Source organism: Sutterella wadsworthensis 2_1_59BFAA, from assembly GCF_000297775.1.
Classification (GTDB): domain Bacteria; phylum Pseudomonadota; class Gammaproteobacteria; order Burkholderiales; family Burkholderiaceae_F; genus Sutterella; species Sutterella wadsworthensis_A.
In genome coordinates, this window is sequence record NZ_JH815517.1 from 41,241 (window position 1) to 64,372 (window position 23,132).

At 62.8% G+C, this 23,132-nt stretch carries 18 protein-coding genes; 13 read left to right on the top strand and 5 right to left on the bottom strand.

The annotated features are described in order from the left end of the window. Positions 1 to 8: 8 nt before the first annotated feature. Together ileS and HMPREF9465_RS07505 are read right to left on the bottom strand one after the other, a co-directional pair. Complete coding sequence (gene ileS / locus HMPREF9465_RS07500; protein WP_005435633.1) at positions 9 to 2,876, bottom strand: isoleucine--tRNA ligase; 2,868 nt, start codon at positions 2,874 to 2,876, stop codon at positions 9 to 11. 40 nt (positions 2,877 to 2,916) lie between these two features. Further along, positions 2,917 to 3,897, bottom strand: coding sequence for a bifunctional riboflavin kinase/FAD synthetase (locus HMPREF9465_RS07505; protein WP_005435634.1), 981 nt, complete (start codon positions 3,895 to 3,897; stop codon positions 2,917 to 2,919). A 105-nt stretch (positions 3,898 to 4,002) separates the two neighbouring features. Here HMPREF9465_RS07505 and purN point away from each other — a divergent pair, with 105 nt between their 5' ends. After that, a complete protein-coding gene (gene purN, locus HMPREF9465_RS07510) occupies positions 4,003 to 4,653 on the top strand; it encodes a phosphoribosylglycinamide formyltransferase (protein WP_005435635.1) in 651 nt (216 codons plus the stop codon). A 117-nt stretch (positions 4,654 to 4,770) separates the two neighbouring features. After that, positions 4,771 to 6,243: an RsmB/NOP family class I SAM-dependent RNA methyltransferase gene (locus tag HMPREF9465_RS07515; RefSeq protein ID WP_005435644.1), complete on the top strand. Its 1,473-nt coding sequence runs from the start codon at positions 4,771 to 4,773 to the stop codon at positions 6,241 to 6,243. A gap of 212 nt (positions 6,244 to 6,455) precedes the next feature. On the opposite strand, the gene rpmG is transcribed toward HMPREF9465_RS07515, so the two are convergent. Next, the gene (gene rpmG, locus HMPREF9465_RS07520; RefSeq protein ID WP_005435645.1) at positions 6,456 to 6,623 is read right to left on the bottom strand and encodes a 50S ribosomal protein L33; all 168 of its coding nucleotides are present in this window, start codon (positions 6,621 to 6,623) and stop codon (positions 6,456 to 6,458) included. 16 nt (positions 6,624 to 6,639) lie between these two features. Further along, positions 6,640 to 6,873, bottom strand: coding sequence for a 50S ribosomal protein L28 (gene rpmB, locus HMPREF9465_RS07525; protein ID WP_005435646.1), 234 nt, complete (start codon positions 6,871 to 6,873; stop codon positions 6,640 to 6,642). A gap of 386 nt (positions 6,874 to 7,259) precedes the next feature. On the opposite strand from rpmB, the gene ispH reads away from it, so the two are divergent. Both ispH and ybaK read left to right on the top strand, forming a co-directional pair. Continuing rightward, positions 7,260 to 8,201, top strand: a complete 942-nt coding sequence (gene ispH, locus HMPREF9465_RS07530) for a 4-hydroxy-3-methylbut-2-enyl diphosphate reductase (protein WP_005435647.1) — start codon at positions 7,260 to 7,262, stop codon at positions 8,199 to 8,201. A gap of 135 nt (positions 8,202 to 8,336) precedes the next feature. Further along, a complete protein-coding gene (gene ybaK / locus HMPREF9465_RS07535) occupies positions 8,337 to 8,831 on the top strand; it encodes a Cys-tRNA(Pro) deacylase (protein ID WP_005435648.1) in 495 nt (164 codons plus the stop codon). Positions 8,832 to 8,932: 101 nt separating this feature from the next. Here the strand turns inward: ybaK and tsaD are convergent, their stop codons facing one another. Then, the gene (gene tsaD, locus HMPREF9465_RS07540; protein ID WP_005435649.1) at positions 8,933 to 9,964 is read right to left on the bottom strand and encodes a tRNA (adenosine(37)-N6)-threonylcarbamoyltransferase complex transferase subunit TsaD; all 1,032 of its coding nucleotides are present in this window, start codon (positions 9,962 to 9,964) and stop codon (positions 8,933 to 8,935) included. 231 nt (positions 9,965 to 10,195) lie between these two features. Here tsaD and rpsU point away from each other — a divergent pair, with 231 nt between their 5' ends. The 9 genes from rpsU to HMPREF9465_RS07590 all read left to right on the top strand — a co-directional run bounded on the left by rpsU (position 10,196) and on the right by HMPREF9465_RS07590 (position 23,081). Next, positions 10,196 to 10,408: a 30S ribosomal protein S21 gene (gene rpsU / locus HMPREF9465_RS07545; protein ID WP_005431181.1), complete on the top strand. Its 213-nt coding sequence runs from the start codon at positions 10,196 to 10,198 to the stop codon at positions 10,406 to 10,408. Between the two features lie 113 nt (positions 10,409 to 10,521). Beyond that, a complete protein-coding gene (locus tag HMPREF9465_RS07550; protein ID WP_005435650.1) occupies positions 10,522 to 10,965 on the top strand; it encodes a GatB/YqeY domain-containing protein in 444 nt (147 codons plus the stop codon). Between the two features lie 216 nt (positions 10,966 to 11,181). Further along, positions 11,182 to 13,470 (top strand): DNA primase, encoded by a 2,289-nt coding sequence (gene dnaG / locus HMPREF9465_RS12455; protein WP_005435651.1) that lies wholly within the window; start codon positions 11,182 to 11,184, stop codon positions 13,468 to 13,470. Positions 13,471 to 13,523: 53 nt separating this feature from the next. Then, positions 13,524 to 14,465 carry an ABC transporter substrate-binding protein gene (locus HMPREF9465_RS07560; protein WP_005435652.1) on the top strand — a complete coding sequence of 314 codons (942 nt, stop codon included), beginning with the start codon at positions 13,524 to 13,526 and terminating at the stop codon, positions 14,463 to 14,465. A 13-nt stretch (positions 14,466 to 14,478) separates the two neighbouring features. Further along, entirely contained in the window at positions 14,479 to 15,279 is an 801-nt protein-coding gene (locus tag HMPREF9465_RS07565) for an ABC transporter ATP-binding protein (protein WP_005435660.1), read from the top strand. Beyond that, complete coding sequence (locus HMPREF9465_RS07570; protein ID WP_005435662.1) at positions 15,276 to 16,022, top strand: ABC transporter permease; 747 nt, start codon at positions 15,276 to 15,278, stop codon at positions 16,020 to 16,022. Before HMPREF9465_RS07565 ends, HMPREF9465_RS07570 begins: the two co-directional genes overlap by 4 nt. Positions 16,023 to 16,506: 484 nt before the next feature. Further along, entirely contained in the window at positions 16,507 to 18,948 is a 2,442-nt protein-coding gene (gene rpoD, locus HMPREF9465_RS07575; protein ID WP_005435666.1) for an RNA polymerase sigma factor RpoD, read from the top strand. Positions 18,949 to 19,467: 519 nt separating this feature from the next. Further along, complete coding sequence (locus HMPREF9465_RS07585; protein ID WP_005435668.1) at positions 19,468 to 21,420, top strand: sigma-70 family RNA polymerase sigma factor; 1,953 nt, start codon at positions 19,468 to 19,470, stop codon at positions 21,418 to 21,420. Positions 21,421 to 21,629: 209 nt separating this feature from the next. Beyond that, positions 21,630 to 23,081: a DEAD/DEAH box helicase gene (locus HMPREF9465_RS07590; protein ID WP_005435671.1), complete on the top strand. Its 1,452-nt coding sequence runs from the start codon at positions 21,630 to 21,632 to the stop codon at positions 23,079 to 23,081. The last annotated feature ends 51 nt before the right edge of the window (positions 23,082 to 23,132 follow it).

Genomic DNA, 23,132 nt, shown 5'->3' on the forward strand with positions numbered 1-23,132 from the left:
CCGCCGCATCAGGCGAAGAGGCGCTTTTCACCGGCGCCGAAGAGGTTGGATGCGCAGCGCGGGCAGAGCGTCGGATGCTCGGCATCGCTGCCGATGCCGGCGACGTAGTGCCAGCAGCGCTCGCACTTGCCTTCCTTCGAAGCGGAGACGGCGAAGTGCGTCTCCTCGTCGGCGGACTTCACGAGTTCGACGGCGGAGACGATCATCACGAAGCGGAGCTCGTCGCCGAGGGACGCCAGAGCGTCGTAGACGGCGGGAGCGGCCTCGATGCGGACGACGGCCTGAAGCGAGGAGCCGATCTGGCCTTCGCCGCGGAGCTCTTCGATCTTCTTCTGAAGGTCGGCGCGTACCGTGCGGACGGCGTCCCACTTGGCGAGGAGGGCCTCGGCGCCGGCCACTTCGGGCAGCGGTTCGAAGCGTTCCGTGAAGATCGTTTCGCTTTCGTTGGGCGAGAAGACCTTGAAGGCCTCCTCGGCCGTGAAGGAGAGGACCGGAGCCATCAGGCGCAGGAGCGTCTTCGTGATGTACCAGAGGGCCGTCTGAGCGGAGCGGCGGGCCTCGGAGCCGGGAGCCGTCGTGTAGAGACGGTCCTTGAGCACGTCGAGGTAGAAGCTGCCGAGGTCGGCGGACGCGAACGTCTGGAGCATCGAGACGACGTTGTGGAAGCGGAATTCGCCGTACTCGGCGAGGACTTCCTTCTGGAACCTTTCTGTATAGGCGAGGGCCCAGCGGTCGAGCTCGAGCAGGTTCTCGACAGGCACGAGATCCTTCGAAGCATCGAAGTCGGACGTGTTGGCGAGCAGGAAGCGCAGCGTGTTGCGCACGCGGCGGTAGCTTTCGACGACGCGCTTGAGAATCGTCTGGCCGAGGCGGAGCTCGCCCGAGTAGTCGGTGGAGGCGACCCAGAGACGGAGGATTTCAGCGCCGAACTTCTCGCTGACTTCCTGCGGACGAACGACGTTGCCCTTGGACTTGGACATCTTCTCGCCCTTTTCGTCCACGACGAAGCCGTGGGTGAGAAGCATCTTGTACGGCGCGCGGCCGTCGATCATCGTGCCCGTGAGGAGCGAGGAGTGGAACCAGCCGCGGTGCTGGTCGGAGCCCTCCAGGTAGAGGTCGGCCGGCCAGGCGAGTTCGTCGGCATGGCTGCCGCGCATCACGGTGTAGTGCGTGACGCCGGAGTCGAACCACACGTCGAGAATGTCGGTGGAGCGGACGTAGTCGGCGGCCTCGTCGGCAGTGAGGAAGTCCTCGGGTTTGGCGGTGGCCCAGGATTCGATGCCCTTTTCCTCGACCATCTTCGCGACCTCTTCCATGATCTCAAGGGTGCGCGGGTGCAGCTCGCCCGTTTCCTTGTGCATGAAGAAGGGGAGCGGAACGCCCCAGTTGCGCTGACGGGAGATGCACCAGTCGGGACGGTTCTCGATCATCGCGTAGAGGCGGTTGATGCCCCAGGTCGGGAAGAACTTCGTGGCCTTGACGCATTCGAGGGCGGCATCGCGAAGGGATCTTTCGCTCGCCTCTGTGTCGAGCACGCCGCGCGTGTCGGCGTTCGGAGCGTCCATGCGGACGAACCACTGGTTCGTGGCGCGGTAGACGAGCGGGGTCTTGTGGCGCCAGCAGTGCATGTAGCTGTGCACGATCGAGCCGTGGGAGAGCAGGTTGCCTGCAACGGCGATCGTCTCGCAGATCTTGTCGGCCGCAGCCCAGATGTTGAGGCCGCCGAAGAGCGGAAGCGACTCGGAGTAGGTGCCGTCGCCCATCACGGGGGTGAGGACCTGGTCGTTCGTCATGCCGTGCTTCTTGCAGGAGATGAAGTCGTCCACGCCGTAGGCGGGAGCGGAGTGCACGATGCCCGTACCGGCCGTCGCGTCGACGTAGTCGGCGAGATAGACGGGCGAGAAGCGGCGGAAGCCCTCGTGGACGTGCCAGAGAGGATGACGGAAGCGCACAAGCTCGAACTTGTCGCCCATGGCGGTAGCGATCTTCTCGCCCTTCATGCCGTAGCGCTCAAGCGCGGCTTCGGCGAGGCCCGTGCCGAGGATGAGAAGGCGGTCGCCCACGTCGTAGAGCCCGTATTCGAGCTCGGGGTTCATGTTCAGGGCCTGGTTGGCGGGAATCGTCCAGGGCGTCGTCGTCCAGATGACGTTGAAGCAGGGCTTTTCAAGGCTGCGGCCGAAGATTTCCTCGACGCGTGCGCGGTCCTCGTCGGCGAGCTCGAAGGCGACGTCGATCGTGTGGCTCTTCTTGTCCTTGTACTCGACTTCGGCTTCGGCCAGGGCGGACTGGCAGTCGAAGCACCAGTTCACGGGCTTGAGGCCGCGGTAGACATAGCCCTTTTTCACGACGGCGGCAAGGGCGCGGATTTCCTCGGCCTCGTTCTTGAACTTCATCGTGCGGTAGGGGTTGTCCCAGTCGCCGAGAACGCCGAGGCGCTTGAAGTCGGCGAGCTGGAGCTTGCTCTGCTCGAGGGCGTAGGCACGGGCAAGGCTCTGCATCTTGTCGACGGGGAGGTTCTTGCCGTGCATCTTCTCGATCTGCACTTCGATCGGCATGCCGTGGCAGTCCCAGCCCGGAACGTACGGGGCCTGGAAGCCCTCAAGGGTCTTTTCCTTGAGGATCATGTCCTTGAGGATCTTGTTGACGGCGTGACCGACGTGGATGTTGCCGTTGGCGTAGGGAGGACCGTCATGAAGGATGAACTTCTTGGCGTCGCGGCGGGCGTCGATGATGCGTTCGTAGATGTGCTTTTCATCCCACTCCCTGATCCATTCCGGTTCGCGCTTGGGCAGGTTGCCGCGCATCGGGAACGGCGTGTCGGGAAGGTTGAGCGGGTATTTCTTGGTGTCGGCGGCCGATCCGGCTTCTTTTGCCATGGTCAGTACTCCTGGCCCCCTCGGGCTCTTCAGGTAAAGGTTAAGGATTCATGCCTTGAAGGGGGACGTCTGCCTGAGGACGGACGCACCCGAGAATCCGACGGGCATGATCGGCGTCGGACTCGATGGCGGCCTTGAGCTCGTCAAGACCGGAAAACTTCTTCTCTCCCCTCAGGCGCTCGACGAACTCGACCTTGACGATGCGGCCGTAGGCGCTGCCGCTCCAGTCAAAGACGTGCGTCTCGAGAAGCCAGCGCCCGTCGGTTGCGACCGTGGGCTTGACGCCGATCGAGGCGACGCCGTTCTGAACGGCCTGTCCGAGTCCGTGGATGCGGACGGCGAAGACGCCCGTGACGGCGGGACGGGAGTGGCTGCCCGGCGGAATCGGCGCCATGTTGAGCGTGGGGAAGCCCAGCGTGCGGCCGAGCGCGGCGCCGTGGATGACGCGGCCCGTCATGCTGTAGGGACGACCGAGCATCAGGGCGGCCTCGTAGAGGTCGCCTACGGCGAGGGCCTCGCGGATGCGCGAGGAGCTCACGCGGGCCTCCTTGTGATAGAAGGTCGGGGAGACGTAGAGCTCGTAGGGCAGTGTGCGGGAGAGCTCTTCAAGAAGCTCGACGCTGCCCGCGCGGTCGCCGCCGAAGCGGAAATCCTTGCCGACGCTCATCCAGCAGGCGTCGAGTCCCTTGAGAAGGACGTCGCGCACGAACGTCTCGGCCGGCATGCAGGCCAGACGCGAGTTGAATGGCAGTATGTAGATGCGCTCGATGCCGGTTCCAAGGATGGCGTTCACCTTGTCGTAGAGCGTGGAGATGCGCGCGACTTCGCCGCCGCGGCCGAAGAAGTCCTTCGGATGGGGCTCGAAGGTGACGACGGAGGGAACGAGTCCGCGCGCTTGCGCGGCTTCCTTCACGTATTCGAGAAGCGCCTGATGACCGAGGTGGACGCCGTCGAAGTTGCCGATGGCGACCGCCGACGGACGGCGCTGGAGCGGAGAAGGCAGACCGCGGAAAACGTGCATGACTTGAACGGCCTTTTGCTAGATTGGGGAAAGTTCCGATTATACGGAAAATTTCTTCTGCCCCGCCCGAAGCGTGCACGGTCTTTGGTTTAGAATGACGCCACTATGCAGAACATCGTAATTCTTATCTCCGGCCGCGGCAGCAACTTCGAGGCGATCCTTCGAACGAGCCGCGAGGAAAACTGGGAGTCCGCCTGCAATGCACGCATTGCGGCGGTGATCTCCAACCGCCCTCAGGCGGCTGGTCTTGACATCGCGCGCGCTGCGGGCATCGAGGCCGTGGCCATGGACCACAAGGCCTACGACTCCCGCGAGGCATTCGAGGCCGAACTCGCCGACATCATCAGCCGCTATGATCCGGCCGTGATCGTTCTGGCGGGCTTCATGCGCGTTCTGACGGAGGGCTTTGTCTCCAGGTTCGAGGGGAAGATCCTCAACATCCATCCCGCCCTGCTGCCGCTTTTCCCCGGCCTCAATACGCACCAGCGCGCCATCGATGCGGGTTGCCGCGTGCACGGCTCGACCGTTCACTTCGTGACGGCCGTGCTTGACGGCGGTTCGATCATCGGCCAGGCCGTCGTGCCCGTTCTGCCGTCCGACGATGCCGATGCGCTTGCGCACCGCGGCCTCGTCTACGAGCACCAGCTGTATCCGAAGTGCGTCCGCGCCATTCTCGAAGGCCGCGTCCGCTGTGAGGACGGCCGCACCGTCTGCAACGACGAGACCGCCCGCTCGCTCACGATCTTCGGCTGCTGACCGTTTTTTGACAACACCGCGCCGGCGGACGGTCCGTTCGCCGGCCTCATGGAGGAAGCGCAGGCCCCGCAGGGGTTCGGGTCGCTTCCTTTTTGCTTTAACTACCGCTGAATACATATGGCTGAAACCAAGTTCCCGAAGCGTCGCGCGTTTGCGATGCAGAAGCCCCGCAAGACCGAGCGCACTGAGTCGCCCCGCCGCACGGAGCGCCAGCGCGCCGCCGACAAGCGCCGCCGCGAGGAGGCCCGCGCCATGGGCGGCTACGCGAAGGGCCCGAAGACGCCCGAAAAGCGCATGACTGCGCTCCAGCCGGGCCAAGTCCGCATCACGGGCCTGATCGTCGACGAGCTCACCCGAGCGCTCGGCGTCATCCTGAAGCTTGACGGTCCCGCCGACGTGCTGATGAAGCTCTTCTTCCGCAGCAACCCGCGTCTGGGCATGCGCGACCGCGGCATTATCGCCGAGGGCATCTACTATGCGCTTCGCCATCTCGGCACGCTCTCCTGGGCTATGCATCCCGTGCCTCCCGCCCGTGCGCCCCGCCTTGTCGCTCTCGCGACGCTTGCACGGCAGCACGGCATCGAGTCCCTCCCGCCCGCTTCCATCGGCCGCGAGGAAGGCCCCCTCAAGAACGTGCTCGCCGCAGACTTCTCGAAGGCGCCCCCCCACATTCAGGCCGAACTGCCCGAGTGGATCTACAGCCTCCTCGAAGCCCAGTACGACGACACGAAGGAGCTCTATGCCTCGATGCTCGAGGGCGCTCCGCTCGATCTGCGCGTCAATCTCCTGAAGGCCAGCCGTGAGGAGGTTCTTCAGGAGCTCGCCGCCAACGGCGTCGAGGCCTATCCGACGCCCTTCAGCCCCGACGGCGTTCGTCTGCCGACGAAGCCCGGCCTCACCCAGTGGCCGATCTACAAGGAAGGCAAGGTGGACGTTCAGGACGAGGGTTCCCAGCTCATCGCCCGCCTGCTCACCCCGCGCCGCCGTGAAATGATCTGCGACTTTTGCGCGGGTGCGGGCGGCAAGACGCTCGCCATCGGCGCCCTGATGCGCTCGACGGGCAGCCTCTATGCCTTTGACGTCAACGAAAAGCGCCTTGCGGGCCTTACGCCCCGCATGCGCAGAGCGGGTCTCTCCAACGTGCATCCGATCGCGATCCGCAGCGAGCGAGACGAACGCATCCGCCGCCTGCAGGGCAAGTTTGACCGAGTGCTCATCGACGCGCCGTGCACGGGCACCGGCACCTTCCGTCGAAACCCCGACCTGAAGTGGCGTCTCGCCCCGTCCGAACTTGATCGCATCAACAAGATCCAGAAGGATGTGCTCGAGCACGCCTCGCGTCTCGTGAAGAAGGGCGGCCGCATGGTCTACGCCACTTGCTCGATGCTCAGACGCGAAAACCAGGAGGTCGTCGAGGCCTTCCTCGAAGCGCATCCCGAATGGCATCTCGTGCCCGCGGCCGACGTATTCGCGCAGCAGGGCATTCAGTTCGACGCCTCCCAGTGGGAGCGCTTCGGCAGCTACTTCCAGATGCTCCCGCATGTCAACAGCACCGACGGCTTCTTCGCCGCCGTACTCCAGCGTGACTGACGCGAACTGACGGACCGCCCGTAACGGTTTGCACGCCGCCTCTCCTTTCGGAAGGCGGCGTTTGTTTTGCGCGCCGCTACCCTAAAAATGACGCTGCCCCAGACTTCTCCTGAAGTCGGGGGCAGCGGTCGGAGACTTTTCCTGTCCTCGGACAAGCAAAAAGCCCGGCCGATATGAATTGCCGAGCTTTTTCGCCGAATCGAATGCTCAGATTACTTGAGCTTCGTTTCCTTGTAGATCACATGCTTGCGAGCCACCGGGTCGAACTTGGAGATTTCCATCTTGCCGGAAGAGGTCTTCTTGTTCTTCGTGGTGGTGTAAAAATGACCGGTACCGGCCGTGGATTCAAGCTTGATCTTTTCGCGAGCGCCTTTCGCCATGGTGAAACTCCCTTAATTAGATTTCGCCGCGGGCGCGGAGGTCCGCCAGAACCGCATCAATACCAATCTTATCAACCGTACGAAGGCCAGCCGTCGTCAAACGCAGACGAACCCAACGGTTTTCGCTTTCAACCCAGAAACGGCGGTACTGCAGATTGGGCATAAAACGACGCTTGGTCTTGTTGTTCGCGTGCGAGACGTGATGGCCGACCATCGGCGCCTTACCGGTGACTTGACACACTCGTGCCATCTCTAACTCCAGTGAAATGAAAATAAAACATCTCGCAGGCCGGTCCCTCTCGGGCAGCCACGCGAGCGCATAAAAGAGAAATTATACGCCTCCTCATGTTCGCATGCCACCTGTCTCTGCAGTGCATGACACCGCATGGCAGGCTGACGCCCCACTGTGTCAGTACAGGGAGTCGGCAGTGCGCAGATTTGAGCGTGGAGCGCATTCTACCCGTTTTTTTTGATGCGTGTGCGGATTTTCCCAAAAAACTTTAGACTTAATGGAAAATTTTTCGTCCGCACGCGTGCCTGCGACCTCTTAGGAGGGACTGCGGCAGGCATATGCGCTCCGTCAGGCAGCGTCTGCGGCCTCCGACAAGCAAAGTCAGTCACGAGGAAATGACAGTCATGAAGGTTCTCCTTGCCCAGCCGCGCGGTTTCTGCGCGGGCGTCACGCGCGCCATCGCGATCGTTGAGCGTGCGCTTGCCATCTACGGCGCGCCCATCTATGTCAGGCACGAGATCGTGCACAACCGCACGGTCGTCAACAGTCTGCGTGAGCGCGGCGCGGTCTTCGTCGACAATCTTGCCGAGGTGCCCGAGGGTGCGACGGTCGTCTTCTCGGCCCACGGCGTGCCGAGGGCGGTGTCTGAAGAGGCGGAGCGCCGGGGCTTCCGCGTTTTCGACGCCACCTGTCCGCTTGTTACCAAGGTGCATCGCGAGGTTGCCCGCATGCGCGCCGAAGGACGCACCGTGCTGATGATCGGTCACGCCGGTCACCCCGAGGTCGAGGGCACGATGGGCCAGGTCGACGGCGGCATCGAGCTTGTCGAGAACACCGCCGACGTAGCAGCGCTGCCCTACACGAACGATGACTCGCTTGCCTATGTCACCCAGACGACGATCAGCGCCGATGACAGTCAGGCCGTGATCGACGCGCTCAGGCACCGCTTCCCCTTCATTCAGGAACCCAAGCGCCAGGACATCTGCTATGCCACGACGAATCGCCAGGAGGCCGTCAAGCTTCTCGCCCGCTCGGGCGTCGACATCGTGCTCGTGATCGGCTCCGCCACAAGCTCCAACTCCAATCGTCTGCGCGAAGTGGCCGAACGCGAGGGGGCCCGCGCCTATCTGATCGACACGGCCGAGCACATCGATCCCAAGTGGTTCGAGGGCGTTGCATGCGTGGGCATCACGGCGGGTGCCTCCGCCCCTGAATCCCTCGTCCAGGGCGTGCTTCGTTATCTTGAGGCCAACCTCAACGCCGAGCATGCCGTGGCGCTCGAAGGCGTCGAGGAGAACGTCGTCTTTCCGCTTCCCAAGGGACTTCGCGAGGAGGATGCCGACTGAGCCCCGCAAGGTAAAGTCGCATTCCGTTCTTGCGCTCGGGCATGGGCGGGAGACGGCGCACGCGCCGCATCCGCCCGCTTCGGGCACAATCCTTCTTTCCGCTTCCTCTATATAAGAAAGGCACGCAAGTAGAAAATGAGTTCGAAAGTGAAGCACCAGAGCCTGACGCCCGCCACCCAGTGGCTCAGGCAGCACGACATTCCCTTTGAGGAAAAGTCCTACGAATACGTCGAGCACGGCGGTACGGCGCTGGCCGCCTCGTCCTGCGGGATTGATCATCATCACGTGATCAAGACGCTCATCATGGAGGACGAGCACGCCAGACCGCTGGTCATCCTGATGCACGGCGACTGCGAAGTCTCCACGAAGAACCTCGCCCGACAGATCGGCGCCAAGCATGTTGCGCCCTGCAAGCCCGAGCAGGCCCAGCGCAATTCAGGCTACATGGTGGGCGGCACGAGTCCCTTCGGCACCCGAAAGAAGATGCCGGTCTACGTCCAGAAGACCATTCTCGAGCTTGACCATATCTTCATCAACGGCGGGCGACGGGGCTATCAGGTCGGCATCGATCCCAAGGTGCTCGTCGACGTGCTCGGCGGCATCCCCGTCGACTGCGCGAACGAGGAGTAGTCCTTCATCGGGACCTGCAGCAAAGACTCGACCAACAAAAAAAAGGATCCGTATCTGAAAGATCGGATCCTTTTTCAGTTCTGAGGGCCGTGGGGCGGAGGTCAGAGGTTTGAGAGCTGCCAGCGGGGGCTGACGCCGAAGCTGCGCTTCGCCTTGAGCGCCTCGAGTTCCTCTGCCGTCATGCCTTCGAGGCGTGCGAGGCCTGCGGCGGCGATCATGGCGCCGTTGTCGGTGCAGAGCCGCATGGGCGGATAGAAGATCGTGCCGCGACGGCGGCGGACTTCGGCGGTGAGGCGCTGTCTGAGCTGGCGGTTGGCGGACACGCCGCCGGCGACGACGACGTTGCGAAGCTCCGTCTGCTTCATGGCGCGCACGAGCTTGGCGGCGAGCACGTCGACAAGAGCGTCCACGAAGCCGCGGGCGAGATTGCGGCGGAAGACTTCGTCTCCTGCGTCGGGAGCACTCTGGACGGCGGTGAGCACGGAGGTCTTGAGACCAGAGAAGCTCATGTCGAGATTGGGGGCGTGGATCATCGGACGGGCAAGCTCTATGGCGCCGGGCTCGCCCTCTTCGGCAAGGGCGGACACGGCGGGGCCGCCCGGGTAGGGCAGGCCGAGCAGCTGGGCGGTCTTGTCGAAGGCCTCGCCCGCTGCGTCGTCGAGAGTCTGGCCGAGAAGCTCGTAGCTGCCGAACTTCTCCACCTTCATGATCTGGGTATGGCCGCCCGAGACGAGAAGGGCAAGAAACGGGAATTCGGGAGCGGGATCCGAAAGACGGGCTGCAAGCAGGTGCCCCTCGAGGTGGTGCACGCCGAGCACGGGCACATCGAGCGCCCAGCCGATGGCGTGCGCAACGCCCGCGCCTGCGAGCAGGGCGCCGGCAAGTCCGGGGCCCTCCGTCACGGCGACGGCGTCGATGTCTCCGCGGGTCTTGCCCGCCTTCACGAGCACTTCGTCGACGAGTGCGACGGCGCGCCGGATGTGGTCGCGGCTCGCAAGTTCGGGCACGACGCCGCCGTAGGCGCGGTGCATGTCGATCTGGGAGTAGAGGGCGTCTGCGAGGAGGCCGTCCTTGTCGGAAATCAGGGCGGCTCCCGTCTCGTCGCAGGAGGATTCAATACCGAGAACTAGCATAGTGCCGAAAATTCTAGAGCCTTTTTGCGGTGGACGTGCAAAAAAATGGTGCTTCGGTTTGAATTTTCCCAGTGTTTTATGTCAAAATCTCGGACTCGACATTCGGACGGCTCCGCTCAGGGGCCGTCTTTGTTCGATTGCGTCCTCCGTCTCTTGTCCCGGAACCAGAGATGCCGGAGGCTTTCCATTTGATTTCCGGGTCATCACACTGTTTACTGAGGTTAGGTTCTAATGCCTACTATCCGCGTTAAAGAAAACGAACCGTTTGAAGTTGCCCTCCGCCGCTTCAAGCGCACCATCGAAAAGTCTGGTCTCCTTACCGAACTCCGCGCCCGCGAGTTCTACGAAAAGCCCACCGCCGAACGTAAGCGTAAGAAGGCTGCTGCCGTCAAGCGTCACTACAAGCGCCTGCGCAGCATGATGCTCCCCAAGAAGCTCTACTAATTCGAGTTTCTGCCCGGGCGTTGGAGGCCGGAGGCCGCCGATCCCCGTGCTGTCGGTTGGGCGGCGGCACAAAGCTCCACAGACAAACAATTTTTTCCTCACGAAGGATGGTGATGATTAAGGACAGAATCCGCGAAGATATGAAGGCTGCCATGCGTGCGCATGACGCGGCGGGTCTGAGCACGATTCGCTTGCTCCTTGCCGCGATCAAGCAGCGTGAGGTCGACGAACAGATCGAGGCCGACGATGCCCTGATCCTCTCGGTGATCGCCAAGATGGTCAAGCAGCGTCAGGATTCCGTGCAGCAGTATCTGGCGGGGGACCGTCAGGATCTCGCTGACAAGGAATCGGTCGAAATCAAGGTGCTCGAAGCGTATCTCCCGAAGGGACTTTCCGACGAGGAGATCGCTGCCGTCATTGATGCTGCCGTTGCCGAAGTCGGTGCGACCGGCATGGCTGCGATGGGCAAGGTGATGGCGATCGTCAAGCCGAAGGTGACGGGCCGTGCCGACATGGGCAAGGTCAGCGCTCTCGTCAAGGCGAAGCTCACCGCTTAAGTCGAAGTCCGCTGCATGGCGGGTGCGGCTGCTCTAAGCCGCACGTTCATAACGCAGGAATGCCGCTCAAGAGTTTCTCTTGGGCGGCCTTCTTTTTTATTGGGCGCCCTCAGGAGGCACCCGAGAGCCGGCCCGCTCAAGGCTCTATAATCAAAATCCTACCCGCCGCCCCTTCCGGGCGGAAGATCCACGCCTTTTCCCCTAGCAAGACCATCCATGATTCCCGAGGGCTTTATCACAGGACTGCTTGAACGCGCCGACATCGTCGACGTGATCAACCGCTACGTCCCTTTGAAGAAGGCGGGGCGCAACTGGATGTGCTGCTGTCCCTTCCACAAAGAGAAGACGCCGTCCTTCTCGGTGAGCCAGACGAAGCAGTTCTTCAAGTGCTTCGGCTGCGGTGAGGCGGGCAACGCCATCGGCTTCATCATGAAGTACGAGGGGCTTGAATTCCCTGATGCGGTGAGAAAGCTTGCGGGCTACTACTCGATGGAGGTTCCCGAGGACCGCTCGCCCGCAAAGATCAAAGCCCGCGAGAAGGCGCGCACGCTCACGGACTACATGGGAGAGGCCGCGGCCTTTTACACGGAGCAGCTCAGGCGGAACGCTGGGGCCTCCGATTACCTCAAGAACCGCTGCATTTCGGCCGCCACGGCTGCGAAGTTCGGTCTCGGCTATTCGCCCGACGACTGGCATCCCCTTCAGACCCTTTTCGGAGAGAAGTATTCCGACAGGGCGCTTGAGGAGTGCGGTCTTGTCAACGTCAGGAACGACAGGCGCTACGATGCGTTCAGAGGGCGCATCATGTTCCCGATCCGCAACGCCAAGGGCCTTGTGATCGGTTTCGGCGCCCGCACGATGAACGGCGACGAGCAGCCCAAGTACCTCAACAGTCCCGAAACGCCGATCTACCACAAGGGCAGCGAACTCTACGGTTATTTTGAGGGCAGGGAGGCGATCTACGGCAAGGGTCGCGCCATCGTCTGCGAGGGCTACATGGACGTGATCCAGCTTTCGCAGGCCGGGTTCGAGGAGGCCGTCGCCGCACTCGGCACGTCGATCACGCCCGAGCATGTCAGGAAGCTCCTCAAGCTCACCGACAGCGTCTACTTCTCGTTCGACGGCGACGCCGCCGGCCGCAAGGCCGCGCGTCGTGCGCTTGAGGCGGCCCTGCCTGTCATCACGGACGTGCAGAAGGCGGGTTTCATCATTCTGCCGCCCGAGCACGATCCCGACAGCCTCATCAAGGCGGAGGGCGCGGAGGGGTTCGAGCGCCAGATTGAAAAGGCCTACGGACTCACGGACTTCATGAAGAAGCTCCTTCTCGAAGGGAAGGAGCTCATGTACGCCGAGGAGCGTGCGAAGCTCGTGGCCGAGGCCAAGCCTTGGGTGCTCTCGATGCAGCATGCTCCCATTCTGCGGCTTGCATTCATCCGCGAGCTCGCAGGCATCGCCCGCCTGCAGGCGGATGACATCGAGCGCCAGTACGGGCTCGCCGGCGCCGCTCCCTCCAGGCCGTCCTTCGATGGCGGCCGGCAGCAGGGCCGTGGCGGCTTTGCCCGCAGGCGTGACGACCGCTTTCCACGCTGGCCCGCGAAGCCCGCACCCGAGCCTCGAGTTCGCGTCAAGGACGTTAGGGAGCGCATGCTCCAGTGCCTCCTTTCCTATCCTCATCTCGTGAGCGAATTCAGCCACTCGATCGAGGAGGAGTTCCTGTCGAGCACGCATCCCGCCGCCGAACGCATCATCGAGGTCTGGCGCGCAGCGGCGGCCGAGGACGAGGAAGGAGGCTGCGTCAATCCTGCTTCCCTTCTCATGAGGCTCGGAGAGAGCGCCAGCCTTTCCTATTATGAGGAGCTCCTCACCGAGGAGCTCTCGACGGGCACGCCCGAGGAGGGCGCCCGTCTTGAGGTAAGGAAGGCCTTCATCGAGCTCGAGCTCGAGCGCACGAAGGCCCGCATCGAAATGCTCGCCCATGATGCGGCGAGGGACATGGACGCGATGCGCAGGCTCAACGACAGAAGGGCTGAGCTTCAGCGCCTTGCGGACGAGGCCCGTCTTGCGGAGCGCGAGTACCGCCTGCGCATTGAGAATCAGGCAAGGTTCGAGAGCCAGCGTGCGGCTGAAAAGCCTTCGGGCGGCGAGTTCGCCCCTCTTTCGTCCAATCCGATCGTCGCGCAGCTGCAGCGCTTCCTCAGGGGCGACACGGGGACTTCTTCTGTCTCGGGCGCGCAGGCCGCGCCTCAGGGAGCCTCCCGTGTTTCAACGAGTGCCGTGAGGGAGGCTCTGGCAGCAAGCGCCGCAGGGCGTACCGCGGGAGATTTCACCGCCTTCGCGGAGAGCTTGCCGCCTGAGCTTTCGGATGAGAAGGTTGATTTTGTACCCGATGGTATGAAAGAATATGACGTCTCGGGCATGCCGCCCGACGTGCCGTTCGACGATGAAGCTCCCTACCGCTATGACGACGCCGGAGATCCCGACGCGGATCTCAACGTGGGTCTGTGACGGCGGGGGAGGCCGCGCGCCGGCGCGACTAGCTTTTCCCTAAGGAGCTCATTTTGAAGAAGACTTTATGGGCGGCCCTGCTGGCTGCCGGCACGATGGTTTCTGCGGCGGTCGACGCCGAGCCCCTTCGCATCGGTGTGCTTCCAGCCGCCGACGCCATTGTGATCCACGCCGCGGCCGACGAGAAGCTGTTCAAGGCCAGAGGGGTTGACGTTGAGGTGATTCCCTTCAAGTCTGCTCTCGAACTTGGTGCCGCCATGCGTGCGGGCCGCCTTGACGGGCATTTCGGCGATCTGATGAACGTCTTCACTCAGAATGAGCGCGGCGTTCCCCAGGCCGTGATTCTCACGACGACCCATACGAGCCGGGCACAGCGTGCCTTCGGTCTCGTCGTCGCGCCTGCCGCTGCCGAGAAGATCCGCTCGCTCAAGGATCTCGACGGCACTGAGACGGCCATGAGCTCCGCCACGATCATCGACTACCTTCTCGACCGCATGAAGGCTGAGGAAAAGCTTTCCGACGGCGCGCTCAGGAACCTTGAGGTCAAGCAAATCCCGATCCGCCTTCAGATGCTTCAGACCGGCAAGGCCGCGACGGCCATGCTGCCCGAGCCGCTCGTCTCCGTCGTCGAAGCGAAGGGCGGACGCGTGATCTGGGATGACCGCGGTCTCAACGAGGCGCTTGCCGTCGTTGCGCTCAAGAAGGACAGGCTTGACGACAAGACCGTCGCCGCCTTCCGGGGTGCCGTGGCGGACGCCGCCAGACTCATCGAGTCGGAGCCCGACCGCTTCCGCGCCGTCATGGTGAAGAAGGGCCTGCTACCTGCGCCCGTTGCGCAGAACTACACGATGGTCCGCTTCTCCATGTTCGGCACGAATGACGGTCTGCCTCCCCTGCCGAGCGCCGAAGACGTGCGCCGCGTGGGAGAATGGATGGTCGGAAAGAACATGATCAAGGCGGTGCCCGCTTACGACAGCGTGGTGATCCGTCCGTAATTCGAAGGTGCGCATGCAGAATCAAAGGGAAGAGGCGCTTGAGCCGCCGGGACTGGCCTGCAACGGGCTTACGCTTGGCTACGACGGCAGGCCCGTCATTGAGGGGCTGGATCTGTCGTTGCCGCCGGGGGCCTCGCTTGCCATCGTCGGCGAGTCCGGTTGCGGGAAGTCGACGCTTCTCACCGCTCTCGCGGGGCTGAGGCCTGCGATTTCGGGGACGGTCAGGTGGACCTCTCCTCAGGGCGGAGTCCGTTCGATTCAGGATATGCGCACAAGCTTCGTCTGGCAGCATCTCGGTCTTTTTCCGTGGAAGCGCGTGAGGGAGAACCTCGCGCTTCCACTGGAGCTTTCCGCCGGACGCTGCGCCGATTCGGCCGGGCGTGTCTCGGCCATGCTTTCCGAACTCAGACTCTCTGGGCTCGAGTCGCGCTTTCCCTCCGAGCTTTCGGGAGGACAGCGGCAGCGTCTTGCGCTCGGCCGCGCGCTCATTGTGCAGCCTCAGGTTCTCTTCATGGACGAGCCCTTCTCGGCTCTTGACGCGCTTTTGCGCGCGCGCATGCAGGATTTCCTGACGGCGCTCCGCCGCAGGCATCCATGCAGCGTGATTCTGGTGACACACGACATCAGCGAGGCCGTTGCGCTCGGTTCGCATGTCCTGATGCTTGCGCCCCACGGCCGCAGAGCGCCCGAATGCTTTGAAAATCCCGCCTACTCGCAGGAGCTCGGCTGCGGCGACAGGGCCTCGCCCGCCTTTTACGACACCGTGCGCCGCATCCACGCGGGGCTGGCGGCCGCTTCGGGAGAGGACGAATGATCGTGATGCGCTACATCCTCGGCTTTCTCTTTCTGGGCGGATGCTGGCACGCGGGCGCGCTTGCGCTCGGACCCGACCTTCTGCCCGATCCCGTGGCCACGATCAGGCTCTTCGCCGAGTCTCTAGGCACGCCTGAATTCTGGGGGCACATCCTCGTGAGCCTCTGGCGCCTGACGCTCGGCCTTGTTGCGGCCGTCGCGGTTGCCTTTCCTCTGGGACTTCTGCTCGGACACTGCCGTGCGGCGGATCTGGCGGGCAGTCCGCTCCTCTTCATTACTTATCCGCTGCCCAAGATCGTATTGCTTCCCGTGTTCTTCACGCTGGTGGGGCTCGGAGACGCCTCGCGCGTTCTCCTCATTGCGCTTACAACGGGCTATCAGGTGCTCGTTATCATCCGTGCGGGGGCGCTCAGCATCGATCCCTCCTGGGCCAAGGCCTTCCGCTCGATGGGCGGCACGACGGCCGAGGCCGTCCGACATCTCTATGTTCCTGCAGCGCTCCCTGCGCTCTTCACCTCCCTCAAGGTGGCGAGCGGCACGGCGGTCGCGGTGCTCTTTCTGGCCGAAAGCTTCGCAACCACCTCGGGGCTCGGCTACCTCATCATGGACGCCTGGGGCATGGGGGACGTGCTCTCCATGTTCAACGCCATTCTGGGCATGAGCCTTCTTGGTCTCGTGATCTACGGCGTCATCGGACTGCTCGAGAGGGTGTGCTGTCCCTGGCTCTTTGCGGGCAGGAGGTAGGGCTCCGACAGAGGGTGCCTATTCGGACAAACCATCATAAACGGCGGAATTTTCCGCCGTTTTTTGATTAAAAGCATGCTTTCTGACGGAAAAACACGACTTCGAAGGCAGGGATTGCCATTATGCCGCCTCCACTTTCGGGAGGCGGTGTGGCAAAATGATTAAGTCATTGTCCTTTGCTTTGTCAAGCGGAAAGACGTACTTTTTTGAAACCTTTGAAAAAAGCATATCGGCTCCCGGTTTGGCGAATGACATCACGTGGAGACGACACGCGGATTTTGCCGTGAGTTTTTCGACCGGAAGAATTCAGGGCAAAAGATGCGTCGGAGGGCGCCCGACGGGCGCCATGCTCCGCATGCAGCGGCGAAGGGAGGCCTCCGGGTCTCCGTGTTTGATCCGCGTGCCGCTCGGCCTAGTCAGTCGTGCGCAGCGCAGGGAGTCGGCGTGAGAGAGATGCGCGCCGTCTCAGCAGAAGAGGGCAGGTATGGCTGTATCCAAAAAGACGACGGTGAATGAGGCGGCTCAGGATGAAACGGAGCAGGCGCCTCAGACGGTGGCTCCCAAAAGGAGGCGTGCCCCAGCAAAGCGCGCCGAGAAGGAGGTCGCGACCTTGGAAACCGCCGGTCTGAAGCTCTCCGTGGAGGCCCCTGAAGAGGCGGAGGCCCCCAAGACCAAGCCCGTGTGTCGCCGTACCCGCAAGACCGCCGAGGCCGCTGAAGCCGCCCCTGCCGTCGAGGAAGCGGCTCCCGCCGCTGAAGAGGAGGCCGCCAAGCCCCGCCGCACCCGCCGCAAGAAGGCGGGTGCCGCAAAGGCCGCGCCGAAGCGCAGGAAGACCGCTTCAAAGAAGTCGAAGGCCAAGGGACGCTCGGATGAGGACGATCTGGCCGAATACGACGACGATGGAACGGGCGACTTCGACGCTGTGCTTGACGACGACGTCGACTACGAGGAGGACATTCCCGATCTGCCTGATGATCTTTCCGAAGAGGACGAGGCCGATGAAGCCGGCGAGGCGGAGACGGACGCCCAGATCGGCCGCCGCAAGCGCAAGGCGCGTAGCGCCCGCGACAAGAAGGCGCTTCTCAACGGTTACGGCTCCGACGAGGAGGACTCCACCGAGGACCGCCGTTCCAAGCTCTTCACGCTCATCCGCATGGGGCGCGAGCGCGGCTACGTCACCTACGGCGAAATCAACGACAACCTGCCCAACAGCCTGATCGATGACGATGCGATCGAGACCGTCGTGGCGATTCTTTCGAATCTGCATATTCAGGTCTTTGAATCCGCTCCCGACGAGGATACGCTCGCCATGATGGGCAACGAGAGCGTTGCCAGCGAGGAGGATGCGGATGCGGAGGCCGAAGCCGCGCTCTCGACCGTCGACAGCGAATTCGGCCGCACGACCGACCCCGTGCGCATCTACATGCGCGAGATGGGCTCGGTGGAGCTTCTTTCCCGTGAAGGCGAAATCGAAATCTCCAAGCGCATCGAGGACGGCCTGAAGCACATGGTGCTCGCCATCTCCCGCTGCCCGGTCACCGTGGCGGCGATCGTCGGCTATGCGCATGAAATCCGCGAGGGCACGCTGCCCATTGACGACATCGTCGACGGCCTCGTTGCTGCGGATGATACGGGCAACGTGCTCGGCCACAACGACGATGAGACCGACATGGGCGCCTCCGCCATGACGGTGGACCAGCTCGAGGACATGAAGCAGCGCAGCCTCGCGATCTTTGCCGTCGTGGAGGAGCATTTCAATACGCTCAAGACCGTTGTCCGCGAGGAGGGTTACGGTAGCGACAGGCTCGACCCGCTCAAGGATTCGATCCAGCGCGAGCTGATGGCCGTGCGCTTCACCGCTAAGACCGCTGACAAGCTCTGCGAGCTTCTTCGCACGACGATCGACGAGGTGCGCACCCGCCAGAAGACGATCTACAACGAGCTCGTGCGACGCGTCGGGCTTGACCGCACGTGGTTCCTTGCAACATTTGCCGATCATGCGACCGATCTTGACTGGATGAGCGCCATTGTACGTGACAATCCCGAAAAGGCCGCCTATCTCGAGCACCTCAGGCCCACGGTTGAGGAGGAGCAGCGCAAGCTTGCCGAACTGGTCTCGAATGCCTGCATGACCGTGCCCGAGCTCTTTGATACCTACAAGCAGATGGCGACGGGCGAGGCCAAGGCACGCAACGCCAAGCGTGAGATGACCGAGGCCAATCTCAGGCTCGTCATCTCGATCGCGAAGAAGTACACGAACCGCGGCCTGCAGTTCCTCGATCTCATTCAGGAGGGCAATGTCGGCCTCATGAAAGCCGTCGACAAGTTCGAGTACCGCCGCGGCTACAAGTTCTCGACCTATGCCACCTGGTGGATCCGTCAGGCCATCACGCGTTCGATCGCGGACCAGGCCCGTACGATCCGCATTCCCGTGCACATGATCGAGACGATCAACCGCATGAATCGCATCACGCGCCAGATCCTGCAGGAAACGGGCGTCGAGCCCGATTCCCGCGAGCTTGCGAAGCTGATGGAGCTGCCCGAGGACAAAATTCTCAAGATCATGAAGATCGCCAAGGAGCCCATCTCGATGGAGACACCGATCGGCGACGATGACGATTCCCATCTCGGCGACTTCCTTGAGGACACGCAGACGGTGGCGCCCGCCGAGGCCATTCAGAACACGAGCCTCTCCGAAACCGTCCGTCAGGTTCTCGACAGCCTTTCCCCGAGGGAGGCCAAGGTTCTGCGCATGCGCTTCGGCATCGAGATGCAGTCCGACCACACGCTTGAGGAGGTCGGCAAGCAGTTCGACGTCACGCGCGAACGCATCCGCCAGATCGAGACGAAGGCGCTCAGAAAGCTTCGTCATCCGTCTAGAGCCGACAAGCTGAGAAGCTTCGTCGAGGGCGACGGAAAGGATTGATGCCTTGCATGACGGGGAGCGGCTAAGGCCGTTCCCCGTTTTCAAATACGGCGCCCGTGCCGCTCGGAGGCCCTGACGGGAGGGCGACGGGCGGCGTTTCGCCGTTTGTTGCTTTTTCTGCTTGAAAAGAGTATGGCGCAGTGTTAAGCTATCCGCCTTTTTCGCCCATGACGGTGTCTGCCGACACTGTCGCGGAAGGCGTCGTGCGGTCTGGACCGCCGGAGGCGCAGGATCGCGTTGCTCCGGAAGAGAACGGGAGATCAGGCAGCGACGGCACGAAGCGCGCTGACGTAGGACGAAAAATAATCGATGCAGCGCCGGGCTGCGAGGATGACCGGCTGCTTTTCCCTGGATGCATGGTTCCCAGGCCGATAGTCGGCAGGCCCCGAGAAGACAGAATGATTCGGGCGGACGAGAGGAGGATGCGGGAGAAGGGCGGCGCCGAGGCGGTCCGGAGAAATTAGGAAGAAGCGGGGCAATTGCAACAATAAGAGCCCCGCCAACGAGAGATTGGAACAGATGAAGACGAACGAAGACGCTTTTGAGAATGATGACGACATCGACGAAATGGAGGAGGACTCTTCCATCGACGATGAAGCCGCAGAACTCGACAAGTGGGAGGACGAAGGTTCCGAGGAACAGGGTTCGGCTTCTGGCAGCCGCCGTTCGGTGACGGCGGGCAATGGCTACGGCGCTCTGGTGCGTCTCGGCCGCTCCCGCGGCTGGGTGACGGTTGAGGAAATCAACGACCACCTGCCTGAAAGCGCCGTGCGTACGGCCGAAAACGTGCAGGAGATCACGGAGGCGCTCGGCCGCCTTTCGATCAAGGTGTTCGAGACGCGTCCCGACGAAGACGACCTTCTCATCACCGGCAACGGCGTCGACGAGGCCGAGGACATCGACGAGGATGACGCCGCCGCCATGCTGACGCCCGAGGAGTCCGCAGGCCTCTCCAAGGATCCGCTCCGCGCCTATCTGCGCGGCGTGGGCTCGCACAAGCTTCTCACCCGTGCGGGTGAAATCGAGGTTGCCAAGTCGATCGAAATGTTCACGGGCAGGCTTGTCTCGACGCTCGTGCAGTATCCGATGGCCGTGGCCGAGCTTTGCAAGATGGCCGAAACCCTCAAGGATACGTCCGTCTCCGTCGACACGCTCGTCGACGGCTTTACGGACAACCTCGAGGAAGTGGACGCCGTCTCCTCTGACGGCGACGACATCGCCACCGACATCGGCGCCGCCGCCATGACGGCCGACCAGCTCGAGGAGATGCGCGCTCGCGTGCTCGATATCTTCGAGAATTGCGGCAGGCATCTTGAGACCGTTCGCGCCAACTTCGGCCCGAAGGGCGACGCCGAGGCCTACAAGGCCGCCTGCGCCGCCATCGCCGAGCTCCTCGCGCCCGTGCGCTTCTCCGTGAAGGTTGTCACGCAGCTCTCCGAGGACATCTCCAAGCACATGGACGAGGTGACGACGTCCCTCAAGAACGTCCGCAGGGTTCTTGCCGACCAGTGCCGCATGCCGCAGCGCGCCACGCTTGACGTGATCAACGGTGATCCGACCGCCGACGGGCTTTTTGAGGCCATCGCCGAGAGCGAGACGCCGTGGGCGCCTGCCGTTGCGCGCAACCTTGGCGTTCTGCACGAGGAGCAGCGTCATCTGCGCGGTTTCGAGGAGCGCGCGATGATGACGATCGCCAGCCAGCGCGAACTTGCCCGTCTGTTCAGGCTTGCGCAGACGAATCTCATGCAGGCCAAGGCCCGCATGATCGAGGCGAACCTGCGTCTGGTGATCTCGATCGCCAAGGGCTATGTCAACCGCGGTCTCGCGATGACCGACCTGATTCAAGAGGGCAACCTTGGTCTGATGAAGGCTGTGGACAAGTTCGAGTATCGCCGAGGCTACAAGTTCTCGACCTATGCGACCTGGTGGGTCCGTCAGTCCGTCACGCGTGCCGTGGCCGACTTCGGCAACACCATCCGCATTCCGGTCCACATGACGGAGTCCTACAACAAGATCCGCCGTCACAAGCAGCACTTCCTGCAGGAGCACGGCCGGCAGCCGACCGAGCAGGAGCTTGCCGATCTTGCCGAGCTTCCTCTCGCCAAGGTGCAGCTTCTCACGCAGGCTATGCGCGGCGTCGAGTCCATCGACGCACCAATCGGTGATGACGAGGATGCGACGAAGCTCGACTTCGTGCGCGGCGATGAACATGACGATCCGAGCCGTGCCTTCCAGGACCGTTCGATGATCGAATGCATCAAGAAGTCGCTTGACGATCTCGCTCCCCGTGAGGCTCAGGTGCTTCGCCTGCGCTACGGCATCGGGACGAACAAGGACCACACGCTTGAGGAAGTCGGCCATGCGCTCGGTCTTACGCGCGAGCGCGTCCGCCAGATCGAGTCGGCGGCCATCCGCAAGCTTCGCAGTCCCGAGTTCCAGGAACGTCTGCGCGACTACCTGACTGAGAACTGATCCCCTTGACTCCGCCTCGTGCGGAGTCGCCTGAAAAGGCTCCTTCGGGAGCCTTTTCGCGTTTTCGGGAGGACGCGCCGCCCTGATGCGGGTGGCCGAAAACTGCGCCACGTGCGGAATCCCGCTAAAATAACGGTTTTCAGGCGTTCAGCAAGTGCCCTTGCGACGCCGCCCACACTCAAGAGCCATTCCAAGAGAACGCCAGCAGCATGTCATCGTTCGCACAATTCAATCTCGACTCCCGCATCATGTCCGCCATCGAACGCATCGGCTACAAGGAGCCGACGCCGATTCAGCTTCAGGCCATTCCCGTGGTGATGAAGGGGGGAGACGTGATGGGCGCAGCCCAGACGGGCACGGGCAAGACGGCGAGCTTCGGTCTCCCGCTCATCGCCCGCATTCTTCCGCATGCGAACACCTCGATGTCGCCCGCCCGTCATCCCGTGCGCGCGCTCATTCTGACGCCTACGCGCGAGCTGGCCGATCAGGTCTCTGCCAACATGACGCAGTATGCGGCGGACACGCCGTTGCGCGTCGGTGTGGTCTACGGCGGCGTCGACATTCGTCCGCAGTCCGACATGCTCCGCCGCGGCGTCGAAATTCTGACGGCGACGCCGGGCCGTCTGCTTGACCATATCGAGCAGCGCGCGACGAATCTCTCTCAGGTCGAGGTCGTCGTGCTCGACGAGGCTGACCGCATGCTCGACATGGGCTTCCTGCCTGACATCAGCCGCATCCTCAAGCTTCTGCCGGCCAACCGTCAGAGTCTGATGTTTTCGGCTACGTTCTCGCCCGACATCGCCAGGCTCGCGAAGAACTTCCTCAAGCCCGATCCGTTCATGATCGAAGTCGCCCGTCAGAATCAGACGGCCGACACGGTTACTCAGGAGGTCTTTCAGGTCGCGGATCGCGAGAAGACGGACGTGCTGATCGACATCCTCAAGACGCGAGGTCCCGAAAACAAGCCGCTCGAGCAGGTCATCGTCTTCGTCAACGCGAAGATCACCTGCCGTCGCCTTGCCCGCACGCTTGAGCGCGTCGGGATCAATGCAGACGCCATTCACGGCGACAAGACGCAGGAGGAGCGTCAGGCGGCGCTCGACGGCTTCAAGTCGGGCGCCATCCATGTTCTCGTTGCGACCGACGTCGCGGCACGAGGTCTGGACATCAAGGAGTTGCCCTGCGTCATCAACTATGATGTTCCGTTCAGCGCCGAGGACTACGTGCACCGCATCGGCCGTACCGGTCGAGCCGGTTCCCACGGCCTTGCCATCATGCTCGCGACGCGCGAAGACGGCCGTCTTGTCGACGCCATCGAGAAGCTCACGAGGCAGACCTTCGAACAGAAGCCTCTGCGCCCGCTCTCGCGTCAGGCTCGTTCGGAAATGCGCCGCGCCTCAGGAGAGCGTCCCGAACGACGTGGCGAGCGCGAGATCGAGCGCGTCGATACGCCCGAGGATGAACGTCTCGCCAAGGAGCGTGCCCGTGCATATGTGCCACCCTCCCAGCGCAACCGAGATCCGATCTTCGACACGCCCTATCGTGAGCGCAGCGGCGCTTCGGGCAAGCCCGAAGAGCTTCGAGTCTTCGAGCGCGAGACCGTTCGAAAGCCCCGACAGGCGGCGGTTCTGCTTTGCGGCTTTCCCCGTCGACGCGATTGATCGAAATGATCAGCTCGTCTAGGCACTTTGTCCATCACCTATCCATGGTAG

What these genes read in the sequence shown, in the direction of transcription:
- HMPREF9465_RS07590 (WP_005435671.1), top strand. Translation starts at nt 21,630, where the DNA reads ATGTCATCGTTCGCACAATTCAATCTCGACTCCCGCATCATGTCCGCC.
- dnaG (WP_005435651.1), top strand. Translation starts at nt 11,182, where the DNA reads ATGATTCCCGAGGGCTTTATCACAGGACTGCTTGAACGCGCCGACATC.
- HMPREF9465_RS07570 (WP_005435662.1), top strand. Translation starts at nt 15,276, where the DNA reads ATGATCGTGATGCGCTACATCCTCGGCTTTCTCTTTCTGGGCGGATGC.
- HMPREF9465_RS07505 (WP_005435634.1), bottom strand. Translation starts at nt 3,897, where the DNA reads ATGCACGTTTTCCGCGGTCTGCCTTCTCCGCTCCAGCGCCGTCCGTCG.
- purN (WP_005435635.1), top strand. Translation starts at nt 4,003, where the DNA reads ATGCAGAACATCGTAATTCTTATCTCCGGCCGCGGCAGCAACTTCGAG.
- ispH (WP_005435647.1), top strand. Translation starts at nt 7,260, where the DNA reads ATGAAGGTTCTCCTTGCCCAGCCGCGCGGTTTCTGCGCGGGCGTCACG.
- HMPREF9465_RS07565 (WP_005435660.1), top strand. Translation starts at nt 14,479, where the DNA reads ATGCAGAATCAAAGGGAAGAGGCGCTTGAGCCGCCGGGACTGGCCTGC.
- HMPREF9465_RS07585 (WP_005435668.1), top strand. Translation starts at nt 19,468, where the DNA reads ATGAAGACGAACGAAGACGCTTTTGAGAATGATGACGACATCGACGAA.
- HMPREF9465_RS07550 (WP_005435650.1), top strand. Translation starts at nt 10,522, where the DNA reads ATGATTAAGGACAGAATCCGCGAAGATATGAAGGCTGCCATGCGTGCG.
- ileS (WP_005435633.1), bottom strand. Translation starts at nt 2,876, where the DNA reads ATGGCAAAAGAAGCCGGATCGGCCGCCGACACCAAGAAATACCCGCTC.
- tsaD (WP_005435649.1), bottom strand. Translation starts at nt 9,964, where the DNA reads ATGCTAGTTCTCGGTATTGAATCCTCCTGCGACGAGACGGGAGCCGCC.
- ybaK (WP_005435648.1), top strand. Translation starts at nt 8,337, where the DNA reads ATGAGTTCGAAAGTGAAGCACCAGAGCCTGACGCCCGCCACCCAGTGG.
- rpmG (WP_005435645.1), bottom strand. Translation starts at nt 6,623, where the DNA reads ATGGCGAAAGGCGCTCGCGAAAAGATCAAGCTTGAATCCACGGCCGGT.
- rpsU (WP_005431181.1), top strand. Translation starts at nt 10,196, where the DNA reads ATGCCTACTATCCGCGTTAAAGAAAACGAACCGTTTGAAGTTGCCCTC.
- rpmB (WP_005435646.1), bottom strand. Translation starts at nt 6,873, where the DNA reads ATGGCACGAGTGTGTCAAGTCACCGGTAAGGCGCCGATGGTCGGCCAT.
- rpoD (WP_005435666.1), top strand. Translation starts at nt 16,507, where the DNA reads ATGGCTGTATCCAAAAAGACGACGGTGAATGAGGCGGCTCAGGATGAA.
- HMPREF9465_RS07515 (WP_005435644.1), top strand. Translation starts at nt 4,771, where the DNA reads ATGGCTGAAACCAAGTTCCCGAAGCGTCGCGCGTTTGCGATGCAGAAG.